11 protein-coding genes are annotated in these 14,694 nt (G+C 71.6%); 7 read left to right on the top strand and 4 right to left on the bottom strand.

Going from position 1 to position 14,694, the window contains the following annotated elements; translation table 11 throughout:
* The first annotated feature begins 77 nt into the window (after window positions 1-77).
* Window positions 78-2,690 carry a nitrite reductase large subunit NirB gene (gene nirB / locus ACH4TL_RS21820; RefSeq protein WP_398316288.1) on the top strand — a complete coding sequence of 871 codons (2,613 nt, stop codon included), beginning with the start codon at window positions 78-80 and terminating at the stop codon, window positions 2,688-2,690.
* Window positions 2,687-3,061 carry a nitrite reductase small subunit NirD gene (nirD, locus tag ACH4TL_RS21815; protein WP_398316290.1) on the top strand — a complete coding sequence of 125 codons (375 nt, stop codon included), beginning with the start codon at window positions 2,687-2,689 and terminating at the stop codon, window positions 3,059-3,061. The genes nirB and nirD overlap by 4 nt, the downstream gene beginning before the upstream one ends.
* Here nirD and ACH4TL_RS21810 read toward each other — a convergent pair.
* The 4 genes from ACH4TL_RS21810 to ACH4TL_RS21795 form a co-directional block, all read right to left on the bottom strand.
* A complete protein-coding gene (locus ACH4TL_RS21810; protein WP_398316292.1) occupies window positions 3,044-4,249 on the bottom strand; it encodes a CU044_5270 family protein in 1,206 nt (401 codons plus the stop codon). The genes nirD and ACH4TL_RS21810 overlap by 18 nt on opposite strands.
* Window position 4,250: 1 nt before the next feature.
* On the bottom strand, window positions 4,251-4,787 hold the full coding sequence (locus ACH4TL_RS21805) for an RNA polymerase sigma factor (RefSeq protein WP_398316294.1): 537 nt from the start codon (window positions 4,785-4,787) through the stop codon (window positions 4,251-4,253).
* Between the two features lie 143 nt (window positions 4,788-4,930).
* Window positions 4,931-6,364: an endo-1,4-beta-xylanase gene (locus ACH4TL_RS21800; protein WP_398316296.1), complete on the bottom strand. Its 1,434-nt coding sequence runs from the start codon at window positions 6,362-6,364 to the stop codon at window positions 4,931-4,933.
* A 15-nt stretch (window positions 6,365-6,379) separates the two neighbouring features.
* The gene (locus ACH4TL_RS21795; RefSeq protein WP_398316298.1) at window positions 6,380-7,450 is read right to left on the bottom strand and encodes an endo-1,4-beta-xylanase; all 1,071 of its coding nucleotides are present in this window, start codon (window positions 7,448-7,450) and stop codon (window positions 6,380-6,382) included.
* 121 nt (window positions 7,451-7,571) lie between these two features.
* Between ACH4TL_RS21795 and ACH4TL_RS21790 the strand changes: the two genes are divergently transcribed.
* The 5 genes from ACH4TL_RS21790 (at window position 7,572) to ACH4TL_RS21770 (ending at window position 14,671) form a co-directional block, all read left to right on the top strand.
* The gene (locus ACH4TL_RS21790) at window positions 7,572-8,615 is read left to right on the top strand and encodes a LacI family DNA-binding transcriptional regulator (protein WP_398316300.1); all 1,044 of its coding nucleotides are present in this window, start codon (window positions 7,572-7,574) and stop codon (window positions 8,613-8,615) included.
* 544 nt (window positions 8,616-9,159) lie between these two features.
* Complete coding sequence (locus ACH4TL_RS21785) at window positions 9,160-10,470, top strand: ABC transporter substrate-binding protein (RefSeq protein WP_398316302.1); 1,311 nt, start codon at window positions 9,160-9,162, stop codon at window positions 10,468-10,470.
* A complete protein-coding gene (locus ACH4TL_RS21780) occupies window positions 10,470-11,369 on the top strand; it encodes a carbohydrate ABC transporter permease (RefSeq protein ID WP_398316304.1) in 900 nt (299 codons plus the stop codon). The genes ACH4TL_RS21785 and ACH4TL_RS21780 overlap by 1 nt, the downstream gene beginning before the upstream one ends.
* Window positions 11,370-11,425: 56 nt before the next feature.
* The gene (locus tag ACH4TL_RS21775) at window positions 11,426-12,274 is read left to right on the top strand and encodes a carbohydrate ABC transporter permease (RefSeq protein WP_398316306.1); all 849 of its coding nucleotides are present in this window, start codon (window positions 11,426-11,428) and stop codon (window positions 12,272-12,274) included.
* Between the two features lie 36 nt (window positions 12,275-12,310).
* A complete protein-coding gene (locus tag ACH4TL_RS21770; protein ID WP_398316308.1) occupies window positions 12,311-14,671 on the top strand; it encodes a glycoside hydrolase family 3 N-terminal domain-containing protein in 2,361 nt (786 codons plus the stop codon).
* Window positions 14,672-14,694: the final 23 nt, after the last annotated feature.

The following is a 14,694-nucleotide window of genomic DNA, read 5'->3' as shown; positions in this document are numbered from 1 at the left end:
GCGCGCTGAGGGCAGCGTTGCGTACGGGAAACGACCGTGATGCGGTCGGGAAACAGCGCTCCCGCAGGCTTCCTGGCATGACGAAGAGCGCACCGAAGACCGAGACCGCCCCCACGATCGTGCTCGTCGGGCACGGCATGGTCGGCCAGCGCTTCCTGGAGGCCCTGGCCGACCGGGGCGTGACGACACGCGCCCGGGTCGTGGTGCTGTGCGAGGAGCCCCGGCCCGCGTACGACCGGGTGCAGCTGACCTCGTACTTCTCCGGCCGGACCCCGGACGATCTGTCCATGGTCGAGGACGGCTTCATGGAGCGGCACGGCATCGAGCTGCACCTGGGCGACCCCGCCGAGAGCATCGACCGGGAGGCGCGCACGGTCACCGCGCGCTCCGGGCTCACCGTCAGGTACGACACGCTCGTGCTGGCCACCGGCTCGTACCCGTTCGTACCCCCGGTGCCCGGCAAGGACAGCGAGGGCTGCTTCGTCTACCGCACGGTCGAGGACCTCCTCGCCATCGAGGAGTACGCCAAGGACCGGGCGACCGGCACCGTGGTCGGCGGCGGACTGCTCGGCCTGGAGGCGGCGGGCGCGCTGAAGGGGCTCGGACTGACCACGCACATCGTGGAGTTCAACGCGCGGCTGATGGCGCTCCAGGTGGACGACGGCGGCGGCGCCGCGCTGCGCCGCACCGTCGAGGACATGGGGCTGATCGTGCACACCGGCGTCGGCGGCAAGGAGATCACCGCCGACTCCAAGGGCGCGGTGACGGCCATGGCGCTCTCCGACGGCTCGTCCATCGACACCGACCTGGTGATCTTCTCGGCCGGGGTCCGCCCCCGCGACCAGCTGGCCCGCGACTGCGGGCTGGACGTCGGCGAGCGCGGCGGCGTCACGGTCGACGAGCGCTGCCGCACCAGCGATCCGGCGGTGTACGCGATCGGCGAATGCGCGCTGGCCGCCGACGGCAGGGTGTACGGGCTGGTCGCGCCCGGGTACGAGATGGCGCAGACCGTCGCCGACGACCTCGCCGAGGTCGGCTGCGAGGGCTTCACCGGCGCCGACACCTCCACCAAGCTCAAGCTGCTCGGCGTGGACGTGGCGTCCTTCGGCGACGCGCACGGCACCGCCGACGGCTGTCTCGACGTCGTCTACTCCGACTCCCGCGCGGGCGTCTACAAGAAGCTGGTGATCGGCGCGGGCGGCGAGCTGCTCGGCGGGGTGCTCGTCGGCGACGCCGAGTCGTACGGCATGCTGCGGCCGCTGACCGGTTCCGTACCGCCCGTCGCGCCCGAGCAGCTGGTGCTGCCCGCGGGGCTGGGCGCGCCCGCCGCGCTCGGCCCGTCCGCGCTGCCCGACGAGGCGGTCATCTGCAGCTGCCACAACGTCACCAAGGGCTCGATCCGCTCGGCCGTCACCGATCACGAATGCGCCACCGTGCCCGAGGTGAAGAAGTGCACCAAGGCGGGCACCGGCTGCGGCGGCTGTCTCAAGACGCTCACCACGCTCGTGAACGACGAGCTGGAAGCGAGCGGGATCAGCGTCGACAAGGGGCTGTGCGGCTGCTTCGCGTACACCCGCGCCGAGCTGTACGAGATCGTCCGCACCCTGCGCATCACCACCTACGCGCAGCTGCTGGAGGGCCACGGCCGCGACGAGGCGCGCAGCGGCGACGGCTGTGAGGTGTGCAAACCGGCCGTCGGCTCGATCATCGCCTCGCTCGCCCCGACGCTGGGCGCCAGCGGCTATGTCCTGGACGGCGAACAGGCCGCGCTCCAGGACACCAACGATCACTTCCTGGCCAACCTCCAGCGCAACGGGTCGTATTCGATCGTGCCGCGCATCCCCGGCGGTGAGATCACCCCCGAGAAGCTGATCGTGATCGGCGAGATCGCCAGGGACTTCGGCCTCTACACGAAGATCACCGGCGGTCAGCGGATCGACCTGTTCGGCGCCCGCGTCGACCAGCTCCCGGTGATCTGGTCCAAGCTGGTGGACGCCGGGTTCGAGTCCGGGCACGCGTACGGCAAGGCGCTGCGCACCGTGAAGTCCTGCGTGGGCCAGACCTGGTGCCGCTACGGCGTGCAGGACTCGGTACGCATGGCCATCGACCTGGAGCTGCGCTACCGGGGCCTGCGCTCCCCGCACAAGCTGAAGTCCGCCGTCTCCGGCTGCGCCCGCGAATGCGCCGAGGCGCGCGGCAAGGACTTCGGCGTCATCGCCACCGCGGGCGGCTGGAACCTGTACGTCGGCGGCAACGGCGGCGCCGAACCGCGCCACGCCGATCTGCTCGCCCAGGACCTGGACGACGAGGAGCTGATCCGGCTCATCGACCGCTTCCTGATGTTCTACATCCGCACCGCGGACCGGCTGGAGCGCACCTCGGCCTGGCTGGAGCGCATCGAGGGCGGCCTGGACCACGTACGGGACGTGGTGGTCCACGACTCGCTGGGGCTGTGCGCCGAGCTGGAGGCGCTGATGGCCGACCATGTGGCGGGCTACCGCGACGAATGGGCCGAGACCATCAACGACCCGGAGCGGCTGCGGCGGTTCGTCTCCTTCGTCAACGCGCCCGAATCCCCCGACCCGACCGTCGCCTTCGTCCCCGAGCGCGACCAGGTCAAGCCGGACCTGACGCTGCTGTCAGGCCCCACCCTCCCCGTCCGTACTCTCGAAGGGACCTCCAGCCGATGACCATGGCGCCCGAGCGGATCGACCTCCGCGTGGAACTCCTGATCGACCAGCGCTGGTTCGCGATCTGCGGCCTCACCGACCTCATCCCGGGCCGCGGCGTGGCCGCCCTGCTGCCGGACGGCAGCCAGGTGGCGGTCTTCCTGGACCGGGCGGGCCGCCCGTACGCGATCAGCAACCGCGACCCGTTCACCGGCGCTTACGTCCTCTCCCGGGGGCTGCTGGGCTCGGCGGACGGACGGCCCTTCGTGGCCTCGCCGCTGCTCAAGCAGCGCTTCGACCTGGAGACCGGGCGTTGCCTGGACGACGAGACGGTCACCGTCCAGGCCTACGCCACGCGAACCGCCGATGTGGTGTCAGCGCGGGTCGCCTGAGGGCGCCGTACCGGTCCAGCGGGGCTTCAGCTGCCGGTCCGTCCACTTCGCCGTGACGGTGGCGGTGTAGTTGACCACGGTGCCCGCCGTGAGCCCCGCCCCGGCGGCCTTCGCGTTCGGCTTGGTCAGCGTCTGACGGTCGGCCAGCAGGGCGCCGGTCGCCGGGTCCACGATCAGCTCCGACCGCACGGCACCGTAGTCGGGAACCTCGTTGGCGGGCAGGGCGAAGCCGATCCCCTTGCGGCCCAGCGGGTCGGTCACCTCGCCGAGCGACCGGATGCCCGGCAGCCCCGCGATGACCCGGTACGCGGCGGCCCGGACCGCGGGCTTCACCGGCAGGGTGATCAGCCCGGCCGCCTGCTGCCACATCCACTCGGTGCGGTCCTTGACCTCGCTCCCGCCGTCCTCCGCGTACAGGTCGGCCAGCCTCGCCTTCAGCTTCGCGGTGTCACCCGGGAGTCTCCGCAGATCCGCGTAGGTCACATTGCGCGCGCCCAGTGCGGCGATCTCGTCACCGAGGTTCGTCCGGTCCACCATCGGCCGCTTCCCGGCCCCGGTCCCCATCCGCAGCGTCAGCTTGCCGCCCTTCTCGGCGGCGAGCGTCACCTCCTTCGGCAGCCCGGCGTCCCGCCAGCGCTCCCGGTCCCGCGCGGTGCGGGGTTCGACGGCGGCGTCGAGCCCCCTGATCTCCAGGCTCTCCGTGCCGGGCCGCACTCCGACGGACCGCTGTCCCTTCTCGGAGTCGACGACCGCGAAGGTCTGCCCGGAGTCCGCGACGACGCCGGTCCAGGCGGACCGCGTGGTCGTCTGCCAGTACGTGCCTTCCTCGGCCGGACGATCCGCCCGGGCGGCCACGTTCAGCAGCGCGAGACGGCCGTTCCCGGGGGTGTGGCGGGGGGCGCCGGCGGCGGGCCCGGCGGTGGCGAGGGCTCCGTCGGCGCCCCGGGTGCCCTGGGGCAGGGCCGCCACGACCACCCCGGCCGCGGCCGCCGCCACCGCGACGGGCAGCGCCAAGCGCCAGGTGAACGGCCGGGCGGGGAGTCGGGTTTCCGGCACCTCCGGCGCCCCGGCCAGGATGGTGATCAGGTCGTTCCGGGCGCGCGCGGAACCGGCCGGCCGGTCCGGGTCCAGTGCCGGGGGCCGCGCGTTCGCCAGCGTCCTCATGACATCGGGCCGATTGCGTGCCATGTCAGTGCTCCTTCGCTGTCACTGTCGGGTGAGCGTCGCGAGAGAGCCCGACCGCGTCCACGGCCCGCTCCAGCCGCCGCCGGGCCCGGTGCAGCCGCACCGAGAAGGTGGCGGTGGTGCAGCCGAGCACGCGTGCGGCGTGCCGGGGGCCCAGCCCGTGCCAGGCGACCAGCGTCAGCAGCTCGCGGTCGGCGGCGGACAGCCCGGCGAGGGCCTGCAGCACCGCAGCGCGTTCGGTCACATCGTCGGCCACGTCGTCGACCTGGGCGCCCGAGGTGATGAGGCGCTGTGCCTCCTCGGCGGCCAGGGCGTACTGCCTGCCGTCGCGGCGCCGCAGCTCACGGGTCAGATTGCGGGCCACGCCGAGCAGCCACGGCAGCGGCGGCGCGGGAATGTCCCGCATCCGGCGCCAGGCGACGGTGAAGGTCTCGCTGGCGATGTCCTCACCGACCTGCCGTCCCACCAGGCTGGAAGCGTAGGCCAGCACACGGGGGTGGCACTCCTCGTACAGGTCCCGGAAGCGTTGGGCGTCGGTCACGCGCCGTCTCCTCATCTTGGCTCTCTCACCTGGGAATGGCCGGGAGCCTCGATTTCTTACCGGCGCGATTTCTTACCGCCGCAATCGCCTGGGCGGCGGGACGGTGTCACCGCCCCCGGCCGCCCAGGCGGACAGCAGGGCGCTCAGCCCGTGGCGCAGGCCGCGCCGTTGAGGGTGAACGCGGCGGGCGCGGTGTTGGCGCCGGACCAGGCGCCGTTGAAGCCGAACGACACCGAGCCACCGGCGCCGATGGTGGCGTTGTACGGGGCGTTCGCGGCCGTCACCTGGGCGCCGGACTGGGTGACGGTGGCGTTCCAGGCGGAGGTCACGCGCTGGCCCGAGGGGTAGGCCCAGGCCACCTGCCAGCCGTCGACCGGGCTCGATCCGGTGTTCTTGACGGTGACGTTCGCGGTGAAGCCGGTGTTCCACTGGCTGGTGACGGTGTAGCCGACCGTGCAGCCGGTGGTGGGGTCGGGACCGGGGTCGCCGGGGTCGCCGCCGTCGCCGGTCCAGCCGAGGGATTCGGCGATGCCGTAGTAGGCGGGTTTGGGGCGGTAGCCCTCGTCGTACGGGGTGGCAGCGCCCTGGCCGTCGAAGACGTCCGGGATCCAGGAGTCGGAGTCGGTGAAGCCCCAGACGGTGACGCCCCTGCAGCGGGAGACGGCCACGCACGCGTCGGTGACCGCCCGGAAGTCGGCCTTCTGCTGGGCGAGCTTGGCATCGGTCGCCGGGAGGGTCATCCGGATGTCCAGCTCGGTGACGGCCACGTCGACGCCGAGGTCGGCGAAGCGCTGGAGGTTGGCCCGCATCGTCGACGGCACCTGGCCGAGGATCAGATGGCCCTGGAAGCCGACGCCGTCGATCGGCACACCCTGCGCCTTGAGCGACTTGACCAGGTTGTACATCCCGTCGCTCTTCGCGCCGAGGCCGTCGGTGTTGTAGTCGTTGAGGTACAGCTTCGCGTCCGGGTCGGCGGCGCGGGCGGCGCGCAGCGCGTCCGCGATGTACGACTGGCCGAGCTTGGTGTAGAAGAGCGACTGGCGGAAGGTGCCGTCCTCGTTGAACGGCTCGTTGACCACGTCCCAGTGGGTGATCCGGCCCTTGTAGCGGCCGACCTCGGTGGTGATGTGGTCGGTCATGAGGGTGCGCAGCTGATCGGCGGTCCAGGAGCCGTTCGTCAGCCAGCCGGGCAGCTGGCTGTGCCACACCAGGGTGTGGCCGCGTACCCGCATGTCGTGTGCCTCGGCGAAGCCGACGACGGCGTCCGCGCCGGACCAGTTGTAGCTGCCGCGGCTGGGCTCGACGGACTCCCACTTCATCTCGTTGCCGGGGGTGATGGAGTTGAACTGGGAGCCCGCGATGTCGGCGTAGGTGCCGGTCAGCTTGGACGCGGTGACGGCGGTGCCGTAGTACTTCCCCTTCGCCTGGGCGAGGTCGCGCAGGACGGGGTCGGCGGCGTCCGCCGCGGTGCCCGGTGTGGCGAGGCCGATCAGGAGGGTGGCGGCGGCCGCCAGACCCAGGGCGGCCCTGCGCAGGCCGTGGCCGCGGGGCTTGCCGCGCTTGAGGTGCAGTCTCATGGCCCGTGTCCCTTCCTAGGATCCGGCGAGTCCGTCGCGGAAGGCGTTGTAGGCGGGTTTGGGCTGGTAGTTGGAGTCGTACAGATCGGCCGCGCCCTGGCCGGGGAAGGTGCCCGGCACCCAGGAGTCCCGGTCGCCGAAGCCCCACACCGTGATGCCGGTGCAGCGGGCGACCGCCAGACAGGTCCGGGCGACCGTCTTGTAGTCGGCCGCCTGCTGCTGGAGCTTGGCGGCGTCCGCGGGGGTGGCCATCCGGATGTCCAGCTCGCTGATCACGACGTCCACGCCGAGGTCGGCGAAGCGCTGGAGGTTGGCCTTCATCGTCGACGGGACCTGGCCCACGATGAGATGGCTCTGGAAGCCGACGCCGTCGATCGGCACGCCCTGCGACTTCAGCGACTTGACCAGGTTGTACAGGCCGTCGCTCTTCGCGTTCGCGCCCTCGGTGTTGTAGTCGTTGATGAAGAGCTTGGCACTCTGGTCGGCGGCGCGGGCGGCCCGGAAGGCGTCGGCGATGTACGACTGGCCGAGCTGGCTGTAGAACTTGGACGCGCGGAGGGTGCCGTTCTCGTTGAACGCCTCGTTCACCACGTCCCAGCGCTGGACCTTGCCCTTGTAGCGGGCGACCTGGGTGGTGACGTGGCCGGTCATGATGGAGCGCAGCTCGGTGTTGGAGAACGAGCCGTTGGCCAGCCAGTTCGGCATCTGGCTGTGCCAGACCAGGGTGTGGCCGTACACCTTCTGGCCGTTGCCTTGCGCGAACGAGACGAGGCGGTCGGCGGCGGCCCAGTTGAACTGACCGCGGTTCGGCTCGACCGAACCCCACTTCATGGCGTTCTCGGCGGTCACGCTGGAGAACTCGCTCTTGGCGATGTTCGCGTAAGTCCCGTCGCCGAGCCTGCCGTCGCTGACGGCGGTGCCGACGAAGCGGCCGGTGCGGTTGGCCACTTCGCGCAGGGTGGGGTTGGCGGCGTGGGCTTCCTGGACCGGGACGGCGAGCCCGAAGGCGAGCGCCGCGGCTGCCAGCGCCGCGGTGACGTGGGCTCTGCGTAAGCTCAGGAGCTGGCGTTGGAGCGTGAGCTTCATGGGAGTGTCCCTCTCTTCTCTTCACGTCTGATCCGGTTTTCCGGAAGACTTCTGCAAGGTTCCGAGGGTGCGACCGGAAAGTTAGAGGCGGGTCTGACGCCCGTCAACGGAGGAGGCGGAAATGGCTACGGAGAGCGCGGGCCCCGACGGCGGCCCCAAGCCGAAGGTGACGATCACCGCCATAGCCCAGGAGGCCGGGGTGTCCGTCCCCACGGTCTCGCGGGTCGTCAACGGACGGTCGGACGTCTCCCCCGAGACCCGGGCCCGCGTCGAGGACCTGCTACGCCACCATGGCTACCGCCGCCGCCAGACCGCCCCCGGCGACCGCGCCGCCCTCGTCGACCTCGTCTTCAACGACCTCGACAGCCCCTGGGCCGTCGAGATCATCCGCGGCGTGGAGGAGATCGCGCACCAGGACGGGGTCGGTACGGTCGTCTCCGCCATCCACGGGCGGGCGGGCGCCGCCCGGCAGTGGATGAAGAACCTGCGGGCCCGCGCCTCGGACGGGGTGATCCTCGTGACGTCCGTCCTGGAGCCGGTCGTCCACGCCGAGCTGCGGCGGCTGAACGTCCCCATCGTGGTCGTCGACCCGGCGGGCTCCCCCGCCCTCGACGCGCCGACCATCGGCGCCACCAACTGGGCGGGCGGCATGGCCGCCACCGAACACCTGCTGAGCCTGGGCCACCGGCGGATCGGCCTCATCGCGGGCCCGCCCCGGCTGCTGTGCAGCCGGGCACGGCTGGACGGACACCGGGCCGCGCTGGAGGCGGCGGGGGTCCCGTTCGATCAGGCTCTCGTCGCACAGGGGGACTTCTACCACGAATCCGGTTTCCACGGCTGCGATCAGCTCATGGCCGCCCCCACCCCGCCGACCGCCGTCTTCGCCTCCAGCGACCAGATGGCGCTGGGCGCCATCGAGGCCCTGCGGAGGCGGGGGCTGCGGGTACCGGAGGATGTGAGCGTGGTCGGCTTCGACGACCTCCCCGAGGTCCGCTGGTCCGCGCCGCCCCTGACGACGGTGCGCCAGCCCCTGGCCGACATGGGCAAGCTGGCCGCCCGCACGGTGTTGCGCCAGGCGCGCGGGGAGGAGATCGACGCCCCGCGCGTCGAGCTGGCGACCCAGCTGATGGTCCGCGCCAGCACCGCGCCCCCGACCGCAGGGTAATTCCCCCACCCCGTCCCTTCCCGATACCGGGTCTCCGCCCCGGCCCCCGGTCCTCAAATGCCGGACGGGCTGACAACGCGGCCTCGGCGCCGACGCCCCAACGCGACGCCCCAGCCGGGCAGCCCGGACACCAAGGCGGTGGCACGGTCCCACCCCCCCCCAGCCCCCGACGGGGGCTGGGGGCCGAGCCCCTGAGTACCGGGGCCGACCCTCCGGGGCGCAGCCCCTCGGGGTCCGGGGCACAGCCCGACGGGGCTTGGGTGCTAAGCCGCCGGGGCCAGGGCCAGGCCTCCGGGGCCGGCAGAGGCGAGGGCGCAGCCCCGGTTTGGGACGGGGGCAGGCCCGGTCCGGGGGTGGAACTCCGGTGGGGGTCCGGGGGCTTGCCCCCGCCACGCGGCGGAGCCGCATATCGGATGCTGCGGGAAGGGGCGGGGTGGGGGACAAGACCCGTCCGCTGCCGGAGGTATTGACACCGCATCAGGCCACCCATACCGTCCACGCATCCACTTCCGAGAATTATCGGGCTACTTCCGGAAGGCACGTGATGCGCATACCTCGGTCAAGGTCATCCCTCCGTGCGACGGGCCTCGCGGCGGCAGCCGCGCTCGTGGTGGGGGGAACGCTCAGCGGCTGCGGAAGCAGTGGGCCCGGCGGCTCGGGCGACGGAAACATCAGCGTCTGGGTCTACCAGGACCCCTCGACCAAGGTGCAGCGCCAGGTCGTCGAGCGGTTCAACAAGACCTCGAAGATCAAGGTCAAGCTCACCCAGGTGCCCGGCGACGGCTATTCGGACAAGCTGCGCACCTCCATGGGCACGCCCAACGCCCCCGACGTGTTCTTCAACTGGGGCGGCGGCAGCATCAGCGAGTTCGTGAAGAAGGACATGCTGCTCGACCTCGGGCCCGCGATGGAGAAGGACCCGTCGCTGAAGAAGGGCTTCATCCCCTCGATCCTCGACGCGGGCGGCATCGAAGGAAAGCACTACGGCATCCCGATGCGCGGCATGCAGCCGGTGATCCTCTTCTACAACAAGGACGTGTTCAAGCAGGCGGGCGCCCAGCCACCCACGTCGTGGAACGACATCATCAAGCTCATCGGCACCTTCAAGAGCAAGGGCGTCACCCCCTTCGTCGTGGCCGGTACCGACCCGTGGACCGAGCTGATGTGGGTGGAGTACCTGGTGGACCGCTACGGCGGGGCCGGGGTGTTCAAGAAGATCCAGAGCGAGGGCAAGGACGCCTGGGGCGACCCGGCGGTGCTGAAGACGGCGCGGACCATCAAGGACCTGGTGGACCGCGGCGCGTTCGGCAAGAACTACAAGTCGGTCAACTACACGGCCGACGGCGCGTCCACGTACTTCGCCAAGGGCAAGGCCGCGATGCACCTCATGGGCAGCTGGGAGTACGCCAACCAGAAGGCCAACCAGCCCGCGTTCGCCAAGTCGGGCCTCGGCTGGACCACCTTCCCGTCCGTCTCCGGCGGCACCGGCGACCCCAAGGACGTGGTCGGCAACCCGACCAACTACTGGTCGATCAGCAGCAAGCTGAAGGGCAAGAAGCAGCAGGCGGCGATCGACTTCGTGAAGTTCGCGGCCAAACAGGACTACGCCAAGGCGCTGATCGCCAACGGTGACGTCCCCACGACCTCCGACGCGTCCTCGCTGCTCAACGGGCACGAGAACCCCACGTACGCCAAGTTCCAGTACGACATGGTGCGGGACGCCCCGGACTTCACGCTCTCCTGGGACCAGGCGCTGCCCGCCAAGTACACCCCGCCGCTGCACACCAACATCCAGAAGCTGTTCAACGGCCAGCTGAGCCCGACGGCGTTCGTCGATGCCCTGAAGGGCATGTAATGGCCCACGCCACAGCACCAAGACGCGTCGGGCGGCCCAGCGCCGCCTGGGCCCTGCCCGGCGCCCTGTTCTTCGTCTTCTTCGCCGTCGCACCCATGGTCCTCGTCGGCGCGCTGGCCTTCACCGACTGGGACGGCATCGGCACCCCGCAGTGGACCGGCGTCAGCAACTGGACCCGGCTGTGGGACGACCCCGACACCCATCAGGCCATCCGGCTCAGCCTCGTCCTGACCGTCCTGACCTGGCTGGTCCAGACCCCGCTGGCGCTGCTGCTCGGGGTCTGGGCGGCGGGGCGGCAGCGCAACCGGGCCGTGCTGTCGGCGATCTTCTTCCTGCCGCTGCTGGGGTCGTCCGTCGCGCTCGCGCTGGTCTGGAAGTCGCTGCTGGACCCGAACTTCGGCCTGATCGCCGACATCGGCCCGGCCCTCGGGTTCGAGGACGGCGATCTGCTGGGCAGTTCGACGGGCGCGTTCGGCGCGATCCTCTTCGTCACCGCGTGGCAGTTCATCCCGCTGCACACGCTGATCTACCAGGGCGGCGCCCGGGCCGTGCCGCGCTCGCTCTACGACGCGGCGGCGATCGACGGCGCGGGCACCGTGCGCCAGTTCTTCTCGATCACCCTGCCGCAGCTGCGGAACACCATCGTCACCTCGTCAGTGATCATGGTGGTGGGCGCGCTGACCTTCTTCGACACGGTGCTGATCCTCACCAAGGGCGGCCCCGGCACGGACACCACGATCATGCCGTATCTGATGTACAAGAACGGGTTCCAGGCGTTCGACCTCGGCTACGCGAGCGCCGTCGCGACCATCCTGGTGGTCGTCGCCACCACCGTCTCCCTGCTGCTGGTGCGCCTCACCGGCTTCACCGCGATGCGCAGCACCCGGGAGGGGATGTGACCGACATCCTGCACAGGCACCCCACAGACGGCGTCCATACGCCGAAAAGGACCCCGGTGGCGTCACGCCCCCGCCGGCGCCGCCGGGGTCTGTCCCGCCGCAACTACCCGGCCGGGCTCGGCTCGCTCATCTGGCTGGGCATCGTCGGGCTGCCGCTGTACGTGCTGGTCGCGGCCACCTTCCAGACCCGTGACGGCTACATCGACGACGGCCCGCTCAGCCTGCCCGACCACCCCACCCTCGCCAACTACCGGCGGGTGCTCAGCTCCGGCTTCCTGCACTACCTCCTCAACACCGCGCTGGTCACGGCCGTCTGCGCGGCGCTGGTGATCGTGCTGTCGGTGACTGTCGGCTACAGCATCGTGCGCACCCGCAGCCGCGCCTCCCGCCGGATCTTCCAGATCTTCCTGCTCGGGCTCGCGATCCCCTCCCAAGCGGTGATCATCCCGATCTATCTGGTCATCACCAAGCTGCATCTGTACGACACCCTCCTCGCCGTCATCCTGCCGACGGCCGCGTTCTCCCTCCCGGTCAGCGTGCTGATCCTGGTCGGCACGATGCGCGACATCGACGAGGAGATGTACGAGTCGATGGCGCTGGACGGCGCGAGCCCGACCCGGGTGCTGCTCCAGCTCGTCGTACCGCTGTCCCGGTCCGGGATCTCCACGGTCGGGGTGATGTCCGCGCTGCACGCCTGGAACGGGTTCCTCTTCCCGCTGATCCTCACCCAGTCCAAGAGCAACCGGCTGCTGACGCTGGGCCTGTACGACTACGTCGGCGAGTTCCGGGTGGACACCCCGGCGCTGCTCACCGCGGTCGTGCTGTCCATCGTCCCGATCTTCCTCGTGTATCTGTTCGCGCGGCGCCAGCTGATCAACGGTCTGATGGGCATGGGCGGCAAGTAGGCCACCCCCAATACGCCGCTCACCTCAAGGAGTTTCATGCCTCAACCCTGGCAGGACACCTCCCTCCCCGCCGAGGACCGCGCGGACGCTCTGCTCGCCCTCATGACGCTGGAGGAGAAGCTCGCCCAGCTGTACAGCGTGTGGCCGGGTTCGGAAGCCGAGGAGGGCGAGGACGTCGCGCCGCTCCAGCACGAGGTGGCGGAGGCCGTGGACCTCGACGGCCTCCTCCCGCACGGCCTCGGCCAGCTGACCCGCCCCTTCGGCACCGCCCCCGTCGACCCCGCCGAGGGCGCCGCCGCGCTCGCCCGCACCCAGGCCCGTATCACCGCGGCGGGCCGCTTCGGGATTCCGGCGCTCGTCCACGAGGAGTGCCTGACCGGCTTCACCGCCTGGCGCGCCACCGTCTTCCCCACCCCGCTCGCCTGGGGCGCCTCCTTCGACCCGGCGCTGGTGGAGCGGGCCGCCGGGCTCATCGGCGGTTCGATGCGCTCGGTCGGTGTCCACCAGGGGCTCTCGCCCGTGCTGGACGTGGTGCGGGACGCGCGCTGGGGACGTACGGAGGAGTCGATCGGCGAGGACCCGTACCTCGTCGCGACCGTCGGCACCGCGTACGTCCGCGGCCTCGAATCCGCCGGGATCGTCTCCACGCTCAAGCACTTCGCGGGCTATTCGGCCTCGCGGGGCGCCCGTAACCACGCGCCGGTGTCGATCGGCCCGCGGGAGCTGACGGAGATGATCCTGCCGCCGTTCGAGATGGCGCTGCGGGACGGCGGCGCCCGCTCGGTGATGCACTCCTACAACGACCTCGACGGCGTCCCCTCCGCCGCCAACCCGTGGCTGCTGACCGAACTGCTGCGGGAGCGGTGGGGCTTCACCGGCACCGTCGTCGCCGACTACTTCGGCGTCTCCTTCCTGGAGCTGGCCCACCGCGTCGCCGACTCCCCCGGGGGCGCCGCCGCCCTCGCCCTCGCGGCGGGCGTGGACGTCGAGCTTCCGGCCGTCCGCTGCTACGGCACCCCGCTGCGGGACGCCGTACGGACCGGGGAGGTGCCGGAGGCGCTGGTCGACCGGGCGGTGCGGCGGGTGCTCACGCAGAAGTGTGAACTGGGCCTGCTGGACCCCGACTGGTCGCCGCGGGCCCCGTCGCCCTCCGGCGGTGTCGATCTCGACCCGCCCGCGATGCGGGCCGTGGCGCGGCAGCTGGCCGAGGAGTCGGTGGTGCTGCTCGCCAACGACGGCGATGTGCTGCCGCTGGCGCCGACCGCCCGCGTCGCCGTCGTCGGACCGCTCGCCGACGACGCCGCGGCCATGCTGGGCTGCTACACCTTCCCCCGCCACGTCGGCATCGAACACCCCGACCTGCCCATGGGCGTCGACGTGCCGACGCTGCTCGCCGCGCTGCGCGCCGAGCTGCCCGACGCCCGGATCAGCCACGCCGAGGGGTGTGCCCCGCCCGGTCCGGCGCCCGCGGCCGGCTCCGGTTCGGCGGGGGCGGCGGCGCTCACCGCCGAGAGCCGCCTGGCGCAGGCGGCCCGGATGGCGGCGGACGCCGAGGTGTGCGTGGCCGTGCTCGGCGACCGCTCCGGGCTCTTCGGCCGTGGCACCTCCGGCGAGGGGTGCGACGCCGCCGACCTCGAACTCCCCGGTGAACAGGGCGCGTTGCTCGACACCCTGCTGGCCACCGGCACGCCCGTGGTGCTGGTGCTGCTCACCGGCCGCCCCTACGCCCTGGGACGCTGGGCGGGGCTGCTGGCCGCGTCCGTGCAGGCGTTCTTCCCCGGCGAGGAGGGCGGCCCGGCGGTGGCCGGGGTGCTGGGCGGGCGCGTCAGCCCGTCCGGGCGGCTGCCGGTGAGCGTGCCGTACGCACCGGGCGGCCAGCCCTGGACGTATCTCCAGCCCCCGCTCGGCCACCACAGTGAGGCCAGCACCGTCGATCCGACCCCGCTGTTCCCCTTCGGTCATGGACTGACGTACACCTCGTTCGCCTGGGAGCGGCCGGGGACGGACGCCACCGAGGTGGCGACCGACGGCGAGACGACGGTACGGCTGACCGTGCGCAACACCGGCGACCGGGCCGGGACGGAGGTCGTGCAGCTGTATCTGCACGACCCGGTGGCCCGCACCGCCCGCCCGGTGGCGCGGCTGGTCGGCTACACCCGGGTGCCGCTCGGCCCGGGCGAGTCGGCCGAGGTGCACTTCACCTTCCACGCCGACCTCGCCTCGTACCCGGCGGGCCGGGACGGCGGCCGGATCGTGGAACCGGGCGCGCTGGAGCTGCGGTTGGCGTCCTCCAGCGCCGACGCCGACGTACGCCACACCGTCCCCCTGACATTGACCGGCCCCGAACGCCGGGTCGACCACCGGCGGCGGCTGGTATGCGAGGCGCGCGTGAAATAGCGGATTGGGCCGGGGGACGGAAC

It is taken from the genome of Streptomyces sp. NPDC021115 (assembly GCF_044333065.1).
Classification (GTDB): Bacteria; Actinomycetota; Actinomycetes; order Streptomycetales; family Streptomycetaceae; genus Streptomyces.
Note: the sequence above shows the minus strand (reverse complement) of the source record. Positions and strands in the feature narration are given on the sequence as shown.